The organism is Streptomyces sp. NPDC003042, from assembly GCF_053591315.1.
Genome location: NZ_JBSFTP010000005.1, coordinates 18,098 through 38,306, shown reverse-complemented (window position 1 = coordinate 38,306; position 20,209 = coordinate 18,098). Strand labels below are relative to the sequence as shown.

General features: G+C 71.1%; 23 protein-coding genes and 1 pseudogene. 6 read left to right on the top strand and 18 right to left on the bottom strand.

The window, feature by feature from the left end; all coding sequences use genetic code 11:
* Positions 1 to 126: 126 nt before the first annotated feature.
* Both ACWDYJ_RS04340 and ACWDYJ_RS04335 read right to left on the bottom strand, forming a co-directional pair.
* Entirely contained in the window at positions 127 to 342 is a 216-nt protein-coding gene (locus ACWDYJ_RS04340) for a hypothetical protein (RefSeq protein ID WP_451563933.1), read from the bottom strand.
* Positions 343 to 691: 349 nt separating this feature from the next.
* Positions 692 to 973 carry an acylphosphatase gene (locus ACWDYJ_RS04335; protein WP_451563932.1) on the bottom strand — a complete coding sequence of 94 codons (282 nt, stop codon included), beginning with the start codon at positions 971 to 973 and terminating at the stop codon, positions 692 to 694.
* 129 nt (positions 974 to 1,102) lie between these two features.
* Here ACWDYJ_RS04335 and ACWDYJ_RS04330 point away from each other — a divergent pair, with 129 nt between their 5' ends.
* Positions 1,103 to 2,038 (top strand): CAP domain-containing protein, encoded by a 936-nt coding sequence (locus ACWDYJ_RS04330; protein WP_451563931.1) that lies wholly within the window; start codon positions 1,103 to 1,105, stop codon positions 2,036 to 2,038.
* Between the two features lie 85 nt (positions 2,039 to 2,123).
* Positions 2,124 to 2,528, top strand: coding sequence for a winged helix-turn-helix transcriptional regulator (locus ACWDYJ_RS04325; protein WP_451563930.1), 405 nt, complete (start codon positions 2,124 to 2,126; stop codon positions 2,526 to 2,528).
* On the opposite strand, the gene mutM is transcribed toward ACWDYJ_RS04325, so the two are convergent.
* From mutM to ACWDYJ_RS04280, 9 genes are all read right to left on the bottom strand, one after another.
* Positions 2,501 to 3,370 (bottom strand): bifunctional DNA-formamidopyrimidine glycosylase/DNA-(apurinic or apyrimidinic site) lyase, encoded by an 870-nt coding sequence (gene mutM / locus ACWDYJ_RS04320; RefSeq protein WP_451563929.1) that lies wholly within the window; start codon positions 3,368 to 3,370, stop codon positions 2,501 to 2,503. The genes ACWDYJ_RS04325 and mutM overlap by 28 nt on opposite strands.
* Before the next feature lie 127 nt (positions 3,371 to 3,497).
* Entirely contained in the window at positions 3,498 to 4,325 is an 828-nt protein-coding gene (gene rnc, locus ACWDYJ_RS04315) for a ribonuclease III (RefSeq protein WP_451563928.1), read from the bottom strand.
* Positions 4,326 to 4,344: 19 nt separating this feature from the next.
* Positions 4,345 to 4,518, bottom strand: a complete 174-nt coding sequence (rpmF, locus tag ACWDYJ_RS04310) for a 50S ribosomal protein L32 (protein WP_053675094.1) — start codon at positions 4,516 to 4,518, stop codon at positions 4,345 to 4,347.
* 2 nt (positions 4,519 to 4,520) lie between these two features.
* Entirely contained in the window at positions 4,521 to 5,213 is a 693-nt protein-coding gene (locus ACWDYJ_RS04305) for a YceD family protein (protein ID WP_451563927.1), read from the bottom strand.
* A 95-nt stretch (positions 5,214 to 5,308) separates the two neighbouring features.
* Positions 5,309 to 6,409: a cell division initiation protein gene (locus ACWDYJ_RS04300; RefSeq protein ID WP_451563926.1), complete on the bottom strand. Its 1,101-nt coding sequence runs from the start codon at positions 6,407 to 6,409 to the stop codon at positions 5,309 to 5,311.
* Between the two features lie 114 nt (positions 6,410 to 6,523).
* Positions 6,524 to 7,003 carry a pantetheine-phosphate adenylyltransferase gene (coaD, locus tag ACWDYJ_RS04295; RefSeq protein WP_451564037.1) on the bottom strand — a complete coding sequence of 160 codons (480 nt, stop codon included), beginning with the start codon at positions 7,001 to 7,003 and terminating at the stop codon, positions 6,524 to 6,526.
* 29 nt (positions 7,004 to 7,032) lie between these two features.
* On the bottom strand, positions 7,033 to 7,611 hold the full coding sequence (gene rsmD, locus ACWDYJ_RS04290; RefSeq protein ID WP_451563925.1) for a 16S rRNA (guanine(966)-N(2))-methyltransferase RsmD: 579 nt from the start codon (positions 7,609 to 7,611) through the stop codon (positions 7,033 to 7,035).
* 90 nt (positions 7,612 to 7,701) lie between these two features.
* Complete coding sequence (recG, locus tag ACWDYJ_RS04285) at positions 7,702 to 9,900, bottom strand: ATP-dependent DNA helicase RecG (protein WP_451563924.1); 2,199 nt, start codon at positions 9,898 to 9,900, stop codon at positions 7,702 to 7,704.
* Positions 9,901 to 9,937: 37 nt separating this feature from the next.
* Complete coding sequence (locus tag ACWDYJ_RS04280) at positions 9,938 to 11,578, bottom strand: DAK2 domain-containing protein (RefSeq protein WP_451563923.1); 1,641 nt, start codon at positions 11,576 to 11,578, stop codon at positions 9,938 to 9,940.
* A 243-nt stretch (positions 11,579 to 11,821) separates the two neighbouring features.
* Here ACWDYJ_RS04280 and rpmB point away from each other — a divergent pair, with 243 nt between their 5' ends.
* On the top strand, positions 11,822 to 12,007 hold the full coding sequence (rpmB, locus tag ACWDYJ_RS04275; protein ID WP_385593115.1) for a 50S ribosomal protein L28: 186 nt from the start codon (positions 11,822 to 11,824) through the stop codon (positions 12,005 to 12,007).
* Positions 12,008 to 12,116: 109 nt separating this feature from the next.
* Here rpmB and thiD read toward each other — a convergent pair whose 3' ends face one another.
* Both thiD and ACWDYJ_RS04265 read right to left on the bottom strand, forming a co-directional pair.
* The gene (thiD, locus tag ACWDYJ_RS04270; RefSeq protein WP_451563922.1) at positions 12,117 to 12,920 is read right to left on the bottom strand and encodes a bifunctional hydroxymethylpyrimidine kinase/phosphomethylpyrimidine kinase; all 804 of its coding nucleotides are present in this window, start codon (positions 12,918 to 12,920) and stop codon (positions 12,117 to 12,119) included.
* Complete coding sequence (locus tag ACWDYJ_RS04265; RefSeq protein WP_451563921.1) at positions 12,917 to 13,900, bottom strand: thiamine-phosphate kinase; 984 nt, start codon at positions 13,898 to 13,900, stop codon at positions 12,917 to 12,919. Before ACWDYJ_RS04265 ends, thiD begins: the two co-directional genes overlap by 4 nt.
* Before the next feature lie 272 nt (positions 13,901 to 14,172).
* On the opposite strand from ACWDYJ_RS04265, the gene ACWDYJ_RS04260 reads away from it, so the two are divergent.
* Positions 14,173 to 14,406: an Lrp/AsnC ligand binding domain-containing protein gene (locus ACWDYJ_RS04260; protein ID WP_451563920.1), complete on the top strand. Its 234-nt coding sequence runs from the start codon at positions 14,173 to 14,175 to the stop codon at positions 14,404 to 14,406.
* Between the two features lie 23 nt (positions 14,407 to 14,429).
* Positions 14,430 to 14,921 (top strand): DUF3515 family protein, encoded by a 492-nt coding sequence (locus tag ACWDYJ_RS04255; RefSeq protein WP_451564036.1) that lies wholly within the window; start codon positions 14,430 to 14,432, stop codon positions 14,919 to 14,921.
* A gap of 109 nt (positions 14,922 to 15,030) precedes the next feature.
* Here the strand turns inward: ACWDYJ_RS04255 and ACWDYJ_RS04250 are convergent, their stop codons facing one another.
* From ACWDYJ_RS04250 to ACWDYJ_RS04240, 3 genes are read right to left on the bottom strand one after another with little or no spacing between them, the layout of a single operon-like run.
* Positions 15,031 to 16,188, bottom strand: a complete 1,158-nt coding sequence (locus ACWDYJ_RS04250; protein ID WP_451563919.1) for a D-alanine--D-alanine ligase family protein — start codon at positions 16,186 to 16,188, stop codon at positions 15,031 to 15,033.
* A 39-nt stretch (positions 16,189 to 16,227) separates the two neighbouring features.
* On the bottom strand, positions 16,228 to 17,238 hold the full coding sequence (locus tag ACWDYJ_RS04245) for an NAD(P)H-dependent glycerol-3-phosphate dehydrogenase (protein WP_451563918.1): 1,011 nt from the start codon (positions 17,236 to 17,238) through the stop codon (positions 16,228 to 16,230).
* The gene (locus ACWDYJ_RS04240; protein WP_451563917.1) at positions 17,235 to 17,987 is read right to left on the bottom strand and encodes a lysophospholipid acyltransferase family protein; all 753 of its coding nucleotides are present in this window, start codon (positions 17,985 to 17,987) and stop codon (positions 17,235 to 17,237) included. The genes ACWDYJ_RS04245 and ACWDYJ_RS04240 overlap by 4 nt, the downstream gene beginning before the upstream one ends.
* Positions 17,988 to 18,176: 189 nt before the next feature.
* Here ACWDYJ_RS04240 and cofC point away from each other — a divergent pair.
* Positions 18,177 to 18,827, top strand: a pseudogene (gene cofC / locus ACWDYJ_RS04235) (2-phospho-L-lactate guanylyltransferase); the annotation flags it as partial.
* Between the two features lie 305 nt (positions 18,828 to 19,132).
* Here cofC and ACWDYJ_RS04230 read toward each other — a convergent pair.
* Together ACWDYJ_RS04230 and ACWDYJ_RS04225 are read right to left on the bottom strand one after the other, a co-directional pair.
* A complete protein-coding gene (locus ACWDYJ_RS04230) occupies positions 19,133 to 19,795 on the bottom strand; it encodes an HU family DNA-binding protein (RefSeq protein WP_451563916.1) in 663 nt (220 codons plus the stop codon).
* 145 nt (positions 19,796 to 19,940) lie between these two features.
* Entirely contained in the window at positions 19,941 to 20,168 is a 228-nt protein-coding gene (locus tag ACWDYJ_RS04225) for an SCO5555 family protein (RefSeq protein ID WP_451563915.1), read from the bottom strand.
* Positions 20,169 to 20,209 lie beyond the last annotated feature (41 nt).

Here is a 20,209-nt window from a genome sequence, read left to right as displayed (position 1 = left end):
CTTTCACGGTCGGTTTCACCCATGAAGGTGCAGGGCACATCAGACGTTAAAGGACGGCCGGAAAGAAAGAAGGGACGCCGAAGCGTCCCTTGCAGATTCTGCGTGGCTGGAGTCGAGCGACGATTGTCAGGTGAGCGCAGGCTCCGCCTTGGATACGTCGAGGTCGATGCTGTCCAGCAGCGAGTCTCCGTGCTGAGCGGCGGCCGCATTCAGTGCGTCGTTCTCGGACTGGATTCGTCCGAGTTCGGACTCGAGGTCCTGGACGCGCTGCTGAAGCCGTCGCATCTCGGCGAGGAGTCGCGGGTCGGAACCGCCGACGTAACCGAGAAGCGCCTTTGCCATGATGGATGGTCCTCCACACTGAGTGACCGACCGAAGCGGTGTGGGTCGTGAGGGAATCGCACCCGCGGATGTCCGGCAGCGACTGACAGTCACTGCGCTTACTACTGCCAACACTGCCAAACAGCTCAGGTGCGCGGGGCTTCCAGCGTCTCACCAAAAAGTTTGACGGTCAACACGATCACGCCCTGTATCGGCGGGCAGCCCGGCTCTCGCAAGGGTCCTGGGGATCGTCCTCGACTCCGAGCCTTCCACGAATCGACCGCGGCAGCAACGCGTCGGCGAGGAATGCGCAGATCCGACCGGGTGCGCGCCATCCAGAGATCTGATCAGTTCATGATCAGCGAAAAGATCACCGGATCTCGAATCCGTCGTAGCCCCCGCGCGGTGTGCCCCAGATCTCTGTCACTCCGTCCACCCTCCCGGGCGTGTCGGCCGAGCGGAGCCAGTCCAGCAGCCGGTGGCAATTCTCACGTTGACCTTCCGCCACCACCTGCACTCGACCGTCGTCGAGGTTGAGCGCGAAGCCGGCCAGTCCGCCGATCTCCAGAGCATTGGCCCTGGTGAACCAGCGGAAGCCCACTCCCTGTACTCGACCGCGTACCCAGGCGGTCAGACGGACCTCTTCATTCATGCGTGAACGCTAACCGGGCAAACACTTCCGGGGCACATCGCCCCCCTGACGTCATCGGCTACAGTCCCCCACCAACGACCACCCGTTCGGGTGAGTACGCGTTGATCTTGCGAGGAAGGCAAGCCACCGATGGGACGCCACCGACTCCACGCCGCGCCACGCGGCGGCGGCAAGCGCCGCACCGCCGTGCGCACCGGCCTGCTCGGTGCGTCCGTGGCCGTGGCCCTCGGTACGGCGGCAGTCACGACCGGTTTTGTACCGGTCGGCGGCTCGTTCCCGTACGTCGGCACCGACTCCGCCTCCCAGACCCGGGCCCAGGCCGAGCCCTCGGCGAGCCCCAGTCGCACGCTGGAGCAGCAGGGCGGCCTCGCCAACCTCTCCGGCCGTGCCTCCGCCGTACCGGACGCGGGCACTCCTTCCGCCTCGCCCAGCCCGTCGGCCTCCCCTTCCCCGTCGGCGTCGCCCTCGGCGTCCCCCTCGCCCTCCCCCTCCACCCAGGAGCCGGAGAAGAGCGCCACGCCGAAGCCGGCGGCCCCGAAGCCGGCGGCCCCGAAGCCGGCCGCCCCCAAGCTCGTGGTTCCCAAGCCGGTGGTCCCCAAGCCGGTGGTCTCCAAGCCGGTGGTCCCCAAGCCCCTGGTCCCCAAGCCCGTCGCACCGAAGCCCTCGGCCCCCGCCCCCTCGGACGGGCACTCCGCCGAGGAGGCGGCCGTCCTCACGCTGGTCAACCAGGAGCGCGCCCAGGCCGGGTGCGGTCCGGTCCGGGCGAACCCGCCCCTCGCGGCGCTGGCCGGGGCCTTCAGCAAGGACATGGCCGTGCGGGGCTTCTTCGACCACACCGACCCCGACGGGAACACCCCGTGGATGAGGGCCGAGAACGCCGGGATATCCGGCATGGGCGGCGAGAACATAGCCCGCGGCCAGGGTGACGCCGACGCCGTGATGAAGGCCTGGATGAACAGTCCGGGCCACAAGGCGAACATCCTCAATTGCGAATACCGCACCCTGGGCGTCGGCGCCCACTTCGCCGCGGGCGGCCCCTGGTGGACCCAGGAATTCGGCTTCTAGCCACCGGCCCCGCCCATCGCAGCGGCGGCTAACTCTTCGAAAGCGCAGGCGGACGCTCAGCGCTGCACGGGAGTACGCTGAAACCATGGAGACTCCCACCCGCGCCGAAGCCCCCGCGTCCGGGCTTCCCTTCGACGTCTTCGCGCGCGCCTGCCCCTCCCGGGAGACCCTGGAGCACGTCACCGGCCGCTGGGGCAGCCTCACGGTCGGCGCCCTGCGCTCCGGCCCGTGCCGCTTCAACGAGCTGCGCCGCCGGGTGGACGGCGTGAGCGAGAAGATGCTCTCCCAGACCCTGCACGCGCTGGAGCGCGACGGCATCGTCCACCGCGAGGCGCAGCCGACCAACCCTCCGCGCGTGGACTACGAGCTGACCCCGCTCGGCCGCGAGATCGCCGACCGGCTGATCCCCTTGATCCACTTCCTGGAGGGCAGCATGGACCAGGTCCTGGCGGCCCGGCAGTCCTACGACGCCACGCGCGCCGGCCGCTGACACCGCGGGCAGAAGTAGCTGGACCGGTTCATCCACGCCCGCCGCCGCATCGGCGTACCGCAGCGGCGGCAGGGCTCGCCCTCGCGCCCGTAGGCGTCCAGGGAGCGGTCGAAGTAGCCGGATTCGCCGTTCACGTTCACGTAGAGGCTGTCGAAGCTGGTTCCGCCGACGGCGAGCGCGGCGTCCATGACCGCGCGCACGTGGGTGAGGAGTTCCGCGCTCCGGGGGCGGGTGAGGGTGGCCGTGGGGCGCTCGTAGTGCAGCTTCGCCCGCCACAGCGCCTCGTCCGCGTAGATGTTGCCGACGCCGCTGATCAGCGACTGGTCCAGCAGCGCCCGCTTGACGGTGGTGCGCTTGGCGCGCAGGGCCAGGTGATAGGCCCCCTCGTCGAAGAGCGGGTCCAGGGGGTCCCGGGCGATGTGCGCGATGACATCGGGCAGTCCGTCCGTGCTGCCGGGGACCGTCTCGTGGAGGGAGAGCCCGCCGAAGGTCCGCTGGTCCACGAAGCGCAGCTCGGTCCCGGCGTCGTCGTCGAAGCGGATCCGGACGCGCAGGTGCTTCTCGTCGGGGGCGTCGGCCGGCTGCACGAGCAGCTGTCCGCTCATTCCGAGGTGTCCGAGGACGGACAGGTCCCGCCCTTCCAGGGGCAGCCACAGGTACTTCCCGCGCCGCCGCGGCACCCCGATGGCCTGCCCGGCCAGGCGCGCGGCGAAATCGGCGCCGCCCGCCAGGTGGCGCCGTACCGCTCGCGGGTGGAGCACCTCCACGGCGGCGACCGTCCGCCCGGCCACCCAGCGCTCCAGCCCGCGGCGCACGACTTCGACCTCGGGCAGCTCGGGCACGGTTTCCTCCGGGGCGGGGCGGGCGGGGGCGCGGGATGAGGGCGCTGCCGCCGAGCCTACCGGCCCTCGAAACGGGGCCGCCCGCCCCTGCTCGGCAGGGGCGGGCGGGCAAATCCCGAAGGAAGGGTCAGGCGTTCAGCGTCGGGTCGGCGGGCACCGGTGCCCCGCCGTCCTCGGCCTCGGCCGGAGCGGTAGCGCCCACGGCTGCTGCCGCGATCCGCTGGTCCGCCGCGGCGCGGATTCCGCGCCACGCGGACTCCGCCGCCTGCTGTTCCGCTTCCTTCTTGCTGCGGCCGGTGCCGGTGCCGTACGAGACACCACCGACGCGAGCGGCAGCTGTGAAGGTCTTCTCGTGGTCCGGTCCGGTCTCGGTGACCAGATATTCCGGTACGCCGAGGCCTTCGGCCGCCGTGAGCTCCTGGAGACTGGTTTTCCAGTCCAGGCCGGCCCCGAGGTTGGAGGACTTCTCGATGAGCGGGTCGAAGAGCCGGTGGACCAGCTCCGAGGCCGCGTCGAGGCCCTGATCGATGTAGACCGCGCCGATCACCGCTTCAAGGGTGTCGGCGAGGATGGAGGCCTTGTCCCGGCCACCCGTACCCTCTTCGCCCCGGCCGAGCCGGATGAAGGAGCCGAGTTCGAGGCCGCGCCCCACCTCCGCAAGTGCGCGCGAGTTGACCACCGCGGCCCGAAGCTTGGCCAGCTGGCCTTCGGGGAGATCGGGGTGGGTCGTGTACAGCGTGTCCGTGACCACCAGGCCCAGCACGGAGTCCCCGAGGAACTCCAGCCGTTCGTTGGTGGGCAGACCGCCGTTCTCGTACGCGTACGAGCGGTGGGTCAGCGCACGCACCAGAAGGGCGGACTCGAGTTGGTACCCGAGCCGCCCTTCCAGAAGCGTGTGGGACGAGGCCGCGTTCTTACTGTCTGCCTGCTTCTCAGCGTTGGACAGCTCAGACATTGCGCCTCTCACCAGCCGCTCAGACCTCGAGGACCTGGCGCTTGTTGTAGGTGCCGCAGCTCGGGCACGCAATGTGCTGGAGCTTCGGCTCCTGGCAGCGCTCGCACGAAACCAGGTTGGGGACCGCAGCCTTCCACTGCGACCGGCGGTGGCGCGTGTTGCTGCGCGACATCTTCCGCTTCGGAACAGCCACGGCTACTTCTCCTGCTTCTCGGCGGCGCTCTGAACGTCGTCAGATGCAGTGCCGCTCATGTTGTCCTTCTCGTCGTCCTGATCGGTCACGACGAGTTCCTGCAATGCCGCCCAACGGATGTCGACGGCATCATGGTGGTGGTCCGGGTCGTCATTCAGGCTGAGCCCGCAATCGGGGCACAGTCCGAGACAGTCCTCCCGGCACACCGGCTGCAGCGGCAGTGCGAGCACCACCACGTCGCGCAGCACGGGTTCGAGGTCGAACAAGCCGTCCTCAAGGTGGAGCGTGTCCTCGTCGTCCTCGGCGTCGTCGGCCGGCTCCGCCTTCGAGCGGGTCCGGTCGTCGGCGTCAGGGTACGAGAACATCTCCTGGAAGTCCGCCTTGATCTCGCGCTCGACGGACTCCAGACACCTTACGCACTCCCCCACGGCCGATGCACGGGCGGTGCCTGTGACAAGCACCCCTTCCATGACCGACTCCAGGCGGAGCTTGAGCTTCAGCGGGGTGCCTTCCGGCACTCCGATGACTCCGGCGAGACCGAGGTCCGCCGGTGCCGCGATCTCGCGGGACAGCCGCAGCATGGCACCAGGACGCCGACCCAGCTCGTGCGTGTCGAACACGAGAGGGTTGCGGTGGTCGAGGTGGGTATTCAGGGCTGGTCCCGCTTTCACAGATCGCTGAAGATCAAAAACCATCAAGACACTGCCACTTACGGGCAGCATGGATCACGGTGCATACGCGCGACCGAAGAGCCAGGATACCCGGAGCCGCGCCCTGGACCCAATCGGGGCTAGCGTCCCTGTTCGTACTGGCGCAGCTGGTCCAGGTTGATCATGCTCGTGTCGAAGAGGCTGGTCTCGTCGAGCGCGGGCTGCTGGGGCTGGGCGTATCCGGCATACGGGTCGGCCTGCTGCGCGGGGACCCCGTAGGGCGCCGCGTAGCCCGCGCCCGCACCGGCGTACGGGTCCTGCTGCTGCATCGCGTAGGTCTGCCCGGCATAGGGGTCCGTGTAGGGCGCGGCGTATACCGCTCCAGTGGAGCCGGTGCTTGCACCGGGGTACGCGTCCTGCTGCTGGGCGGCGGGCTGCTGGTACGGGTAGGCGTCGTACTGGGGTTCCGGCTGGGCCTGCGCGGGGACGGGGGCGCGCGGCGGTGCGGGCTCCGGCTCGGCGAGGCCGGCCAGGAAGTCGGCGTCGCTCGCGTGCCGGGCGCTCTGCCCGGCGGCCGCGTCCTGGGCGGCCATGTGCGCCCCGAGGTCGTCGGCCGGCGCCCGGCCCAGCAGCTTCTGCCGGCCCCGGCCGACGGCCTCCAGGGTCTTGGAGAGCACCGCCTCGAAGGTGGCCAGCTTCGTGTCGACGTACGCGTCCGCCTGCTCCCGCTGGATCCGCGGGTCGTCGCTGCGCTCCGGCGCCTGCGCGTCCGCGTACCCGTGCTCGTCCAGGCCGGGCCCGCGGCCCAGGAGCTTCTCGCGGCCCCGGTCGACGGAGCCGATGGTCTTGCTGAGCACGACCTCGAAGTTGGCGAGCTTGCTGTCGACGTAGTCGTCCGCCTCGGCCCGGATCTCCTCGGCCTCCCGGCGGGCTTCCGCCAGGATCCGGTCCGCCTCGGCCTGCGAGCGGCGCGCGATCTCGGTGTCGGAGATCAGCGAGCCGCGCTGGGCGTGCGCGGACTCGATGATCCGGTCCGCCTCCCGGCGGGCCTCGTCGACCATCTGCTCCCGCCCCCCGATGAGCTCGCGCGCCTGCGCGAGCGAGCCGGGCAGGGCCTGGCGCACCTCTTCGAGCTGGGCGAGGAGTTCCGTGCGGTTGATCACGCAGGATGCCGACATCGGCATGGACCGGGCGCCGCCGACGGCCGCGACGATCTCGTCGAGCTTCTTCTGTACGTCCATGGGGGCTCGCACTCTCTCTGCCTCGGGCGGATCCCGAGACGGACGGGACGACTGTAGGGCCACCCGGTGGACGTACGGCGCCGACCGGGAAAGTTCAGCCGGCCCGCCGCCCGGTCACCGGTTGCGCAGGCGCTCGATCAGCGCCGCGTGCACCGACGCGGGCAGCAGGTGGGCGACGTCGCCGCCCCAGGCCGCGACCTCCTTGACCAGGGAGGACGACAGGAAGCTGTACGTGGGGTTGGTGGGCACGAACAGCGTTTCGACGCCCGACAGCCCCATGTTCATCTGGGCCATCTGGAGTTCGTAGTCGAAGTCGCTGACGGCACGCAGGCCCTTGACGATGGCCGGGATGTCCCGCTGCTTGCAGAAGTCGACGAGCAGCCCGTGGAAGGACTCCACCTCGACGTTCCCGTAGTCGGCCGTCGCCTCGCGGATCAGCTCGATCCGCTCCTCGACGGTGAACAGTCCCTGCTTGGACTGGTTGATCATCACGGCGACGTGGACGACGTCGTAGAGCCTGGAGGCCCGGCCGATGATGTCGAGGTGTCCGTTGGTGATGGGGTCGAACGACCCCGGACAGACGGCGCGGCGCAACTGAAGTCCCTCGCTCTCCGGTGCGGGCATCATGAACCTTCGCTGGTGAAGGCGGCGCGACCGTACCAAAGGGTGCCTTCGCCGTACTTGCGCGAACGGAGCGGTTCGAATCCCTCGGGCCACGGGAACGCGCCGCTCCTCGTGCTGCGCTCCACGGTGACGAGCGCATCGTCCGTGAGCCAGCCATTGGACCGGAGTGTGAGGAGGATCTCCCGGAGATCGTCGTGGCCGACGGCGTACGGAGGGTCCAGGAAGACGATGTCGTACGGGTCCCCGTGCGCGGCGGCCGACACGACCTGCTCGGCTTTGCCCGCGCGGAACTCGGCCCCCGGCAGACCCAGCGCCTTGATGTTGTCCCGGATGGCCTTGGCCGCCTTCGCGTCGGGCTCGACCAGCAGGGCGTGGGCCGCGCCCCGGGAGAGGGCCTCCAGGCCCACGGCGCCGGAGCCGGCGTACAGGTCGAGCACCCGGGAGCCCTCCATGCCGTGCAGTGACTCCCAGGTGGAGAAGAGCCCTTCGCGCATCCGGTCGGAGGTCGGGCGGGTGCCGGTGCCGGGCGGCACGGCCAGCTTCCGCCCGCCGGCGGTGCCGGCGATCACGCGGGTCATCTGGGGTCCTTCGCTGGGGCGGGTGGGTCGGGTACGGCAGTTCCACGATAGGTCGTGCCGTTCGGGTCATGCCGTTCGGGTGGGGTGCCCTCAGCCCTTCTCCAGGTACTGCTCACGCTCGGTGTCCAGCAGGGCGTCCAACGCGGTCAGCAGCCCCGGCAGCCGCTCCAGCTCCGGGTCGGCGGCGACGACGCGGCTGGCCTCCTCCCGCGCCTCGGCGATGATCTCCTCGTCCTCGATGACGGACAGCACCCGCAGCGAGGAGCGGACTCCCGACTGGGCCTGGCCCAGCACGTCGCCCTCGCGGCGCTGTTCCAGGTCGATCCGGGAGAGCTCGAAGCCGTCGAGGGTGGCGGCGACGGCCGCGAGCCGGGCCCGGGCGGGGCTGGCCTCGTGCATCTCGCTGACCAGCAGGCACAGGCCGGGCGCGGAGCCCCGGCCGACGCGGCCGCGCAGCTGGTGGAGCTGGGAGACGCCGAACCGGTCCGCGTCCATGATCACCATGACAGTGGAGTTGGGGACGTTCACACCGACCTCGATGACGGTGGTGGCGACGAGCACCTTGACCTCGCCCGCCGTGAAGCGGCGCATCACGTCGTCCTTGTCGGCCGGGTCCATCCGTCCGTGCAGCACCTCGACGCCCAGCCCGGCGAGCGGGCCGCGCGTGAGCTGCTCGGCGATGTCCAGGACGGCCAGCGGCGGCCGCTTCTCGGCCTCGTCCTCGGCCGAGGGCTTCTTCTTCTTGGGGTCGTCCTCCGCGTCACCGATGCGCGGGCACACCACGTACGCCTGGTGGCCGTTCTCCACCTCCTCGCGGACCCGTTCCCAGGCGCGGGTGAGGAAGTGCGGTTTGTCCTTGGCGGGCACCACATGGGTGGCGATCGGGGACCGCCCGGCCGGCAGCTGGTCGAGGACGGAGGTCTCCAGGTCACCGAAGACGGTCATCGCGACCGTGCGCGGGATCGGGGTCGCGGTCATCACCAGCAGGTGCGGCGGCTGTTTGCCCTTGGAGCGCAGCGCGTCGCGCTGCTCCACGCCGAAGCGGTGCTGTTCGTCGACCACGACGAGGCCGAGGTCGTGGAACTGCACCTTGTCCTCGATCAGCGCGTGCGTGCCGATGACGATCCCGGCCTCACCGGTGACCAGGTCGAGCAGGGCCTGGCGCCGGGCGGGCATCCCCATCGACCCCGTGAGCAGTACCACCTTGGTGCCCTGGTCGGAGCCGCCGAGCATCCCTCCCTCGGCCAGCTCGCCCATCATCTCGGTGATCGAGCGGTGGTGCTGCTGGGCGAGGACTTCGGTGGGCGCGAGCATCGCGGCCTGCCCTCCGGAGTCGACGACGGCGAGCATGGCCCGCAGCGCCACCAGAGTCTTCCCCGAGCCGACTTCGCCCTGGAGGAGGCGGTGCATGGGGTGGCTGGTGGCGAGGTCGTCGAAGATCTCCTGGGAGACCTTCTGCTGGCCGTCGGTCAGCGTGAAGGGCAGCTTGGCGTCGAAGGAGTCCAGGAGGCCGCCGGGGGTGGGTCGGCGCGGGACGGCCGGGAGCTGGGAGTCGGCGTGCCGGCGGCGGGCCAGGGCGACCTGGAGGACGAAGGCCTCGTCCCACTTCAGGCGCTGGCGGGCGTCGTCGATGTCGGCCTTGGTCGCCGGACGGTGGATCTTGAGGAGGGCTTCGGTGAGCGGGACGAGCCCGCGGCCCTCGCGCAGGGCGGGCGGCAGCGGGTCCACGGTCTCGTGGACGCTGGGCAGCACCGCGTCCACGCATTTGGCGATCTTCCAGGACTCCAGTTGCTTGCAGGCCGGGTAGATGGGGATGAGCCGGCCGGCGAAGGCGGACGCCGCGTCGCTCTCGCCCGCTTCGGCACCGAGCGGCTCGTACGCGGGGTGGGCCAGCTGGAGTTTGTGGTTGAACTTCGAGACCTTGCCCGCGAACATCGCGCGGCTGCCGGGCAGCAGGTCCTTGTGCGGCTTGTGCACGCCCGCGCCGAAGAAGACCAGCTGGAGCCGGCCGTTGCCGTCGGTGATGGTGACTTCGAGGCGTTTGCCGCGGCCGCCGTTGAAGGTCAGGATGCGGGCGTCGGCGACCTGCGCGACGACCGTCACGTGCTCGTCGAGCTGGTCGGCGAGGTCGGTGAGGGAGGTCAGCTCACCGCGCTCGGCGTACCGCCGGGGGTAGTGGTGCAGCAGGTCCAGGGCCGTGTGCAGGCCGAGCTGCTCGGCCAGCACCTTGGCGGTGGCGGGGCCGAGGGTCTTCTTGAGGTCTTCGTCGAGCGCGGGCACGTGTTCCATTGCACACCATCGCGCTGACAAGGCCGCCGCGCGACCCTTACTCCACCCCGATGAGGAGCGGCGCCGAGTACTGCCCGCCCCGGTAGGTGACGGTGTCGACGGCCAGGTGCGCGTGCTGGACGTACGCCTCCAGGCGCGCGGCGAGCGCGTCCGGCACGTCGGGTCCGAGGACGAGGGTGACGAGCTCGCCGCCCGAGCCGAGCATCCGCTCCAGGACCGCCTCGGCCGTCTCGGGCAGGCCGGAGCCGATGACCGCGACGTCGCCGTCGATGAGCCCGAGCACGTCCCCGGCCTGGCAGATGCCGGCGGAGGTGAACGACTGCCGTTCCGCGACGGCCAGTTCCGCGTACCGGGTGGCGCCGGCGGCCGCGGTCATGGCGACGACGTCCTCGTCGAAGCTGCCGTCCGCGTCGTGCACCGCGAGGGCGGCCAGGCCCTGGACCGCGGACCGGGTGGGGATCACGGCCACCCGTACGCCGTCGGCGCGGGCCTGCTCGGCCGCCGCGACCGCGGCGGCGCGCTGCTCGGTGCCGCCGGGCAGCAGGACCACCTCGCGGGCGTGGGCCCGCCGGATGGCGTCGAGCAGTTCGGCGACGACGGGCGGCTCCCCGGGGCGGGCCAGCACGGTGGTCGCGCCCGCCTCCGCGCAGAGCACGGCCAGTCCCTCGCCGGGGAGCACGGCGACCACGGCCCGCTGGACGCGCGGGGCCCGGGTGCGGCGCCGTTCGTCGCCGAAGTGCGTGATGCGGATCCGGTACGGCCGCCCGGCGACCACCCCGGCCTCCACGGCGGCGCCGGGATCGTCGACGTGCACGTGGACGTTCCACAGCCGGTCGCCGCCGACCACCACCAGGGAGTCGCCGAGCCCGTCGAGCCGCGTGCGCAGCCGCGCGACGGCTTCTTCGGCGGCCTCCAGCAGGTAGATGACCTCGTACGCGGGCCCGCCGTGTTCCTCGGCGCACGGCTCGGGCACCTGCGCTGCGGGCGCGGCCCGGCCGCGTACCGGCTCGGGTTCGGGCTCCTGTCCGGACAGCGCCTGCCACAGGGCCCCGAGTACGGCGACCAGCCCGCAGCCTCCGGCGTCGACCACCCCGGCCCGGCCCAGCACGGCCAGCTGCCCCGGGGTCTCGGCGAGGGCGGCGCGGGCCCCGTCGTAGGCGGCGCGGGCCACGTCGGCGGCCGTCGCGGCGGCGGTCTCGGCGGCCGTACCGGCCCGCGCGGCGGCGGCCGCGACGGTGAGCATGGTGCCCTCGACCGGGTGCGCGACGGCCTCGTACGCCTCCTGCGCGGCCCGGGTGAGCGCCTGCGCCAGCAGGGGGCCGGGCGCCCGGCCCGCGGGCTCGGCGCCGAGTACGTCGGCCACTCCGCGCAGCAGCTGGGCCAGGATCGTCCCGGAGTTGCCCCGGGCGCCTATGAGGGCGCCGTGCGCGTAGGCCCTTACGGCCCCGGACAGGGAGGCGGAGGCGGGCGTGCCGTCGGTCACCCAGGCCTCGGTGAGCGCGCGGTCGGCCGACTCGGCGGTCAGGTAGAGGTTGGTGCCGGTGTCGGCGTCCGCGACCGGGTAGACGTTGATCGCGTCGATCTCCTCGCGGGCCCGGCCCAGTGCGGCCAGGGCCAGCGAGCTCCAGGTGCGCACCGCTTCGGCGTCGAGGGTGTGCGGGCCAGGCTCGTGCGCCACCGGGCGTTCCTCCTTGTGCGGGCCAGGGTTCACCGCAGGGTAACGAAGGACGGCCCGCACCCCTGGACCCCGGGGCGGGGCCGGCGGCGGTCATGGTAGTTTTCTTGGACCGAAGCAGTCGTTGTATGCTGCTCAGGTTGCCCGGCGAGAGTCGGGCCATTCGTCCGGCAAGCCACTTCAGACTCTCTGATTCCGGTGCGCCGGATTTCACTGTAAGTGCATCTGAAGTCTTTGGAGTGACCTGTGGCTGCCAACTGCGACGTTTGCGCCAAGGGGCCGAGCTTCGGCAACAGCATCTCCCACTCGCACCGCCGTACGTCCCGTCGCTGGAACCCGAACATCCAGCGCGTCCGTGCCGTGGTCAATGGGACGCCGAAGCGCCTCAACGCCTGCACCTCGTGCATCAAGGCCGGCAAGGTCGCGCGCTGACGCCCCGTCGTCGTAGCGCAGCCCTTCCGGTTGCCAAGAAGGCCGGTCCACCTCTGGTGGACCGGCCTTTTGTCTTGTCCGGCGCGGGTCCCCGCACCCGCGCCCGCTGTCAGCGCGACCGCCAGGCGTGATCCACCGGTCCGATGCCCGCGCCGAGCGGGAAGCCGGCGGCGATGGCGCCGCTGACGTACTCCTTGGCGTCCGTGACGGCCTGCGGGACCGTGAGGCCCTTGGCCAGGCCCGCCGCGATCGCGCTGGCGAGGGTGCAGCCCGTGCCGTGCGTGTGCGGGTTGCCGTGCCGGGGCGCCCGTAGCCACAGTTCCTCGGCGCCGTCGGTCAGCAGGTCCACCGCTTCGCCGCCGTGCGCCGCGAGGTGTCCGCCCTTGATGAGCGCCCACCGGGGCCCGTGGCGCAAGATCGCGTCGGCGGCCCGCCGCATGTCGTCCTCGTTCTCCACGGCCACGCCCGTGAGCCGCGCCACCTCGTCGAGGTTCGGCGTCGCGACCGTGGCCCGGGGCAGCAGCTCCGTGCGTACGGCGTCCAGCGCCGAGGCGGCCAGCAGCGCGTCCCCGTGCTTGGAGACCCCCACGGGGTCCACGACCGCCGGGGCCGCGGTGCCGGCCAGCAGCTCCGCCACCGTCTCCACCAGCACGGCGGAGGAGAGCATCCCGGTCTTCACGGCCTGGACGCCGATGTCGTCCACCACGGCCCGGTACTGGGCCGTGACGGCCTCGGCGGGCAGTTCCCAGGCCCCGCGCACGCCGAGCGAGTTCTGCGCGGTCACCGCGGTGATCACGCTCATGCCGTGCACGCCGAGCGCCATCATGGTCTTGAGGTCCGCCTGGATGCCCGCGCCGCCGCCGGAGTCCGATCCGGCGACGGTCAGGCACAGCGGCGGGGCCCCGGCGTTCATCGCGAGGGCTCCTCGGCGGCCGGGTCGGCGCCGAAGTGGTCCCAGCCGCCGGTGCTGGTCCAGGGTGCTCCGTCCACGGTCACCTGGGGCAGCGCGGAGCGGTTCTGCACCTCTCCGATGACCTTCCAGCGGGCCGGCAGCTTCACGTCGGGCGGGAAGGTCGCCACGATGGCGTGGTCCTCTCCCCCGGTGAGCACCCATTGCAGCGGGTCCACGCCGACGGCCTGGCCGATGTCGTGCATCTGCGTCGGGATGTCCACGGCTCCCGAGCGCAGGTCGATCCGTACCTTGCTGGCCTCGGCGATGTGCCCGAGGTCGGCGATCAGGCCGTCGCTGACGTCGGTCATGGCCGTGGCGCCGAGTCCGGCGGCCGCCGGGCCCGCGTGGTAGGGCGGTTCGGGCCGCCGGTGCGCCTCCACGAAGGCCCGGGGGGAGCGGAAGCCGCGCGAGAGCACCGCGAAGCCGGCGGCGGACCAGCCGAGCCAGCCCGTGACGGCCACGACGTCGCCGGGCTGGGCGCCGGAGCGCAGGACGGGCTCGTGGTTGCGCAGGTCACCGAGGGCGGTGATGGCGACGGTGATGGTGTCGCCGCGTACGACGTCCCCGCCGACCACGGCCGCGCCCGCGACCTGGCATTCGTCGCGGATGCCGTCCATCAGCTCGGTGGGCCAGGTGACCGGCAGCTCCGCCGGGACGACGAGGCCGAGCAGCAGCGCCGTGGGCACCGCGCCCATCGCGGCGATGTCGGCGAGGTTCTGCGCGGCGGCCTTGCGGCCGACGTCGTAGGCCGTGGACCAGTCGCGCCGGAAGTGCCTGCCCTCCAGGAGGATGTCCGTGCTCGCCACGACCCGCCGGTCGGGGGCCGACACCACCGCGGCGTCGTCGCCGGGTCCGAGCCGGACCGCCGGGGTGGTGGTGAGCCGTGAGGTGAGCTCCCGAATGAGCCCGAACTCCCCCAGCTCGCCCACAGTGCCCTTCATCGCTGTGCCCCTTCTTGGCAAGTCCGCTTGCGGTCGCGAGCCGTCACAGCTCTGGGTACCGTCAACAGATACGTCAACTTCTGGTCTCCGTACACCCCGATACGTGTGGCGCCGGGCCCATGGGGTATCCCCACGGCACGTAGGGGAAGGGTCTCCCCGCGGCGCACGGCGACGCGGTACCGTGGCGTCCCTTCTTCCCCCGGCCCGCCCGATCTTCCCGGGCCCATCCGAAGGTTAGGGGAAATGATCCTCGTGGCCGCCCTGGAGGTTCCGTGGTACAGGCGTACATCCTCATCCAGACCGAGGTGGGCAAGGCGTCGTCCGTCGCCGAGTCCATCGGCCAGATCGCGGGGGTGATTCAGGCCGAGGACGTGACGGGCCCGTACGACGTGATCGTGCGCGCCGAGGCCGACACCGTCGACGATCTCGGCCGCATGGTGGTCGCCAAGGTCCAGCAGGTGGAGGGGATCACCCGCACCTTGACCTGCCCGGTGGTCCATCTGTAGCCCCCGTCTACTCTGGGCCGGTGATGTCACTACACCGCCGGCGACTGCGTCTGCCCGCCCTGCTGGCCCTGCTGGCCCTGGCGGGCTGTGCCCCGGGGGATTCCGAGGCGCGGGTGGATCCGCCGCCCGCTCCGCCCGCCGACGTCGCGGGGCTCTGTGCGGCGTTGCACGAGGAGCTCCCGCGGACGGTGGCCGGACTGGCGCGGACCCCCACCGAACCGGCGTCGGATCTGACCGCCTCGTGGGGCGGCTCGGCGATCGTACTGCGGTGCGGTATCCCCAAGCCCCCCGCGATGGCGGATCCGAAGCAGGAGGGCGTCGAGGTGAACGGCGTCGCGTGGCTGCTGGAGAAACGGCCCGACAGCGCCGGCGGCGGCTTCCGGTTCACCACCGGGGCGCGGCTGGCGTACACGGAGGTCCGGGTGGACAAGCAGCATGCCACGGATGCGGGCATGCTGGTCGAACTCTCCGGCGCCGTGGCCGCCACCGTCCCCGTCGGCATCTCGTCCTACTGAGCCGTCCCGCTGAGCCGTCCCGCTCCGCCCCCGCGCACGCACCGCCGCCCGTCGGCCATGCCTTTCAGGGCGGGCCGGCGGGCGGTCGGCTGTGCGGGGGGGCAGGCGGCTAGCGCAGCCCGGTGGAGCGGCGCAGGGCAGCCTGGATCAGGAGGTCCACGAGCTCCTGGTACTCGATGCCGGACTCCTGCCACATGCGCGGGTACATGGAGATCGGCGTGAAGCCGGGCATGGTGTTGATCTCGTTGATCACGAAGGTGCCGTCCTCGGTGAGGAAGAAGTCGGCACGCACCAGGCCCTCGCAGGACGCGGCGTCGAAGGCCTCGATCGCGAGCCGCCGCACCTCGGCGGTCTGCTCGGGAGTGAGCGGGGCGGGCACGATCCCGGAGGCGGAGTCGATGTACTTCGCCTCGAAGTCGTAGAAGTCGTGGCTGGAGACCGGCGGGATCTCGGCGGGCGCGCTGGCGCGCGGTCCGTCCTCGAACTCCAGCACGCCGCACTCGATCTCGCGGCCGCGCAGCAGCGCCTCCACGATGATCTTCGGGTCGTGGCGGCGGGCCTCGCGGACCGCGGCGTCCAGGCCGGAGGCGTCGTCGACCTTGGTGATGCCGATGGAGGAGCCGGCCCGGGCTGGCTTGATGAACAGCGGCCAGCCGTGCTCACCGGCGAAGTCGAGGATCTTCGCGCGGGCGGCGTCCTGGTCCGCTTCCCACTCGCGGGGGCGGATGGTCACGTACGGGCCGACCTTCAGCCCGAAGGACGTGAAGACCCGCTTCATGTAGTCCTTGTCCTGGCCGACGGCCGAGGCGAGGACGCCCGAGCCGACGTACGGGATCCCGGAGAGCTCCAGGAGGCCCTGGAGGGTGCCGTCCTCGCCGTACGGGCCGTGCAGCACGGGGAAGACGACGTCGACCTCGCCCAGGGCCTTGGGGACGGCTCCCGGCTCGGTGTAGACGACCTCGCGGCTGGCGGGGTCCACGGAGAGCACCACGGTGCCGCCGGAGGACTCGGCGAGCGTCTCCACGCTCGGGAGCTCGCGGTCCGCGATGGCCATGCGCTCGGGCTCGTCGGCGGTCAGCGCCCATCGGCCGTCCGTGGTGATGCCGATGGGCAGCACCTCGTACTTGGCGCGGTCGATGGAGCGCAGCACGGCGCCCGCGGTGACGACCGAGATGGCGTGTTCCGAGCTGCGGCCGCCGAACACGACGGCCACGCGGGGCTTGCGGCCCTGCTGCTCAGGGGTCTGGGAGAGGTTCTCGCTGCTCATATCGCCACGAGGGTACCCGCTCACACGTCCGGAAAGGACTCAGTGGCGTTCCGGTTTGGCGCTGCGTCCCATCAGTTCCTTCAGCGCGACCAGCGTGGGCTTGCCGTGGTGCACGATGTCGACCACGGTGTCGGTGATCGGCATGTCCACTCTGTACCGGCGGGCCAGATCCGCCACGGACTGGCAGGACTTGACCCCCTCGGCGGTCTGCTTGGTGACCGCGATGGTCTCCTCCAGGGTCATCCCGCGGCCGAGGTTGGTGCCGAAGGTGTGGTTCCGGGAGAGCGGCGAGGAGCACGTGGCGACCAGGTCGCCGAGGCCGGCGAGGCCGGAGAAGGTGAGCGGGTCGGCTCCCATCGCCACGCCCAGCCGGGTCGCTTCGGCGAGACCGCGGGTGATGAGGGAGCCCTTGGTGTTGTCGCCCAGACCCATGCCGTCCGCGATGCCGACGGCGAGACCGATGACGTTCTTGACGGCGCCGCCGAGCTCGCAGCCGATGACGTCGGTGCTCGTGTACGGGCGGAAGTACGGGGTGTGGCAGGCGGCCTGGAGGCGCTGGGCCACGGCCTCGTCGACGCAGGCGACGACGGAGGCGGCGGGCTGCCGGGCGGCGATCTCGGCGGCCAGGTTGGGGCCGGTCACGACGGCGATGCGCTCGGCGGGGACCTTCGCGACCTCTTCGATGACCTCGCTCATCCGCTTGGCGGTGCCGAGTTCGATGCCCTTCATCAGGGAGACGAGCACCGTGTCGGGCGCCAGCAGCGGGGCCCACGCGGCGAGGTTCTCGCGCAGGGTCTGCGAGGGGATGGCGAGGACGGTGAAGTCGGCGCCGGCCGCGGCCTCGGCCGGGTCGGTGGTGGCGCGGATGCCCGCGGGCAGTTCGACGCCGGGGAAGTAGTCCGGGTTGGTCCGGCCGGTGTTGATGGCGTCGACGACTTCGGCGCGGCGGCCCCACAGGGTCACCTCGCAGCCCGCGTCGGCGAGCACGATGGCGAAGGCCGTGCCCCACGAGCCGGTTCCGTAGACGGTTGCCTTCACGGGACGTGTCACTTCATGCCCTCCCCCGCGGCGTTGCGCCGCTGCTGCGCCCTGGCCTTGCGATGGTCGTACGGCTGCGCGGGCGCGCTCTCGCCCCGCAGCTCCTCCAGGAGTTTGGTGATGTCGGCCATGATGGCCTCGGTGGCCGCCTTGAGGACGTCCGGTGTGGGTTCCCGGTCGTAGAAGGCCGAGAGGTCCACGGGCGGTCCCGCGAGCACCTGGAGGGTCTTGCGCGGGAACAGGCGGATCTTGTTCTCCTTGGCATAGGGCGGCATCGCGAGATTCGCGCCCCACTGGGCCACCGGAATGACGGGCGCCTTGGTGATCAGTGCCACCCTGGCGGCGCCGGTCTTCCCGGCCATCGGCCACATCTCCGGGTCGCGGGTGAGGGTGCCTTCCGGGTAAAAGGCCACGCATTCACCGCGTTCGATGGCGTCCACGGCGGCCCGGAATGCGTCCAGCGCGTTGGTGGTCTCGCGGTAGACGGGGATCTGGCCGGAGCCGCGCAGGATCATGCCCACGAAAGGCACCCTGAAGAGTCCGGCCTTCGCGAGCAATCGGGGCACCCGGCCGGTGTTGTACTGGAAGTGCGCGTAGGAGAGCGGGTCCAGATACGAGTTGTGATTGACCGCCGTGATAAATCCGCCCTCGGCCGGAATGTGATCCATTCCCCGCCAGTCCCGCTTGAAGAGCACTACCAGCGGCGGTTTCGCGATGGCCGCCGCCAGGCGGTACCAGAAGCCGATTCTGCGGCGGGACACTCGGACACCTTCCTCTAGGACCGGTGCGTGGCTTCGGCACCTCGTCGTCCGGACAAGTCTCGCCCCGGGTCCGGTCTCTGTCGAGGACACCGTACGCCCCGCTCGCACCAAGGGGCCTCCCCGTGTCAGGTCGGGGGCGACAATGGGCCGACCGATGACCGGGGCACGGACTGCCGTCGGCCGGGGCGGGTGCGCCAGCGCACCGGAGGGAAGGGGTCCGTCACGAACGCCGTCTGGAGTGTGGTGCTCCCGCTGAAGCCCTTGGCACTGGCCAAGAGCCGTCTGGCGGCGGCCGTCGGCGCCTCCCGTCCCGGGCTGGCGCTGGCGTTCGCGCAGGACACCGTGGCCGGGGCGCTGGCCTGCGGGGCGGTGGCGGATGTGGTGGTCGTCACGGACGACGCCGCGGCGGGGGCGGAACTGGCCAGGCTGGGCGCGCGGATCGTCACCGACGCCCCGGGCGCCGGGCTCAACGCGGCGCTGGCCCATGGGGCGCGGGCGATACGGGCGGGCCGGCCGGGGTCCCCGGTGGCCGCGATGAACGCCGATCTGCCGGCCCTGCGGCCACCGGAATTGCTACGGGTGCTCGATACCGCCGCCGTATTTCCCCGGGCATTTCTGGCGGATGCGGCGAGAATCGGGACGACCTTGCTTTCCGCTGCTCCGGACGTGGAATTGGCCCCTTCGTTCGGTGGTCCGTCGCGGGCCCGGCATTCGGCCTCGGGCGCGGTGGAAATCTCTCTGGCGGGCGTCGAGAGCGTACGCCGGGACGTGGACACCGGCGCGGATCTGCGGACGGCCCTCGCCCTTGGTGTGGGGCCCCACACGGCCCGATACAGTGCCCGTATGCAGGCGACCGCGTACACGTACGACTCCCAGACCCGCAGCGGCAGTGTGCTGCTGGACGACGGCACCCCGGTGCCCTTCGAGGCCCAGGCCTTCGACGCGGGCGGTCTGCTGCTGCTGCGGCCGGGGCAGCGGGTGCGCATCGAGACGGACGGCGAGGGCGCGGACCTGCGCATCACCCTGGTGACTCTGCAGACCTTCTAAACCGCCTTGACCCTCGCACCCCTGTGACCTGCGAAGAACACACCGCGGGCCGGCTTCCCCAGGAGGGGAAGCCGGCCCGGCGTGTGTGACTCGTGCCCTTACTTGCTGCGGGCGGTGGTCTTCTTCGCGGTGGCCTTGCGCGTCGCCGTCTTCTTGGCGGGCGCCTTCGTCGCGGTGGCCTTCTTGGCCGCCGGAGCGGTCTTCTTGGCGGTCGCCGTGGTCTTCTTCGCGGCAGGCGTCGCCTTCTTGGCGGCGGTCTTGGCGGCCGGAGCCGCCTTCTTGGCCGCGGCGGTCTTCGCCGTGGTCTTCTTCGCGGCAGGCGTGGTCTTCTTGGCCGTGGTCTTCTTCGCCGCCGTGGTCTTCGCGGCGGTCGCCTTCTTCGTGGCGGCCTTCTTGGCCGCGGCCTTCGCGATGGTGGGAGGCGGGCCGGAAAGGCTGCCCTTGGGCGCCTTCTTCACCGAGACCTCGCCACCCTTGGGGAGCTTCTTGGTGCCGCTGACCAGGTCCTTGAAGCCCTGGCCCGCACGGAAGCGGGGAACCGAGGTCTTCTTGACCCGGACGCGCTCCCCCGTCTGCGGGTTGCGGGCGTAACGGGCCGGACGGTCGACCTTCTCGAACGAGCCGAAGCCCGTGACCGAGACCCGGTCGCCCGCGACGGTTGCGCGGACGATCGCGTCCAGTACCGCGTCGACAGCGTCCGCCGCCTGCTGGCGGCCGCCCAGCTTGTCGGCAATCGCTTCTACGAGCTGCGCCTTGTTCAACGTCTTCCCCTTCGGAGACTTCGCCAGAACGAATGTGTTCAAGCTTATTTCGCACGTTAGGCGGATATATACCGCAAATCAAACACGAAACGGGCTAATCACCCTAGTGCCGCAACGATGTCGGCTGTTACGGAGTTCCTTCGCATCAGTCGCCTTCAGGGAATCGACCCTCGTCGAGGTCCTTCATCAACCTGTCCAGGCGCCTTGCCGCATCGGCGAGATCATGCTTCGCCGTGGCAGTGACGACCAACAGCTTCCGGGACAGCGCCATCCTTACGCCCTCCGGGACTTGCAGTGTGCGCACCCTTCTGTGTGCTTCTTTCAACCGGTCCGCGACGAGTTCGTAGAGCTCGAGTTGACTGTCGCGTTCCATGCACAGATTGTGCCATCTGGGGCGAGTTGTCGCCTCACGGG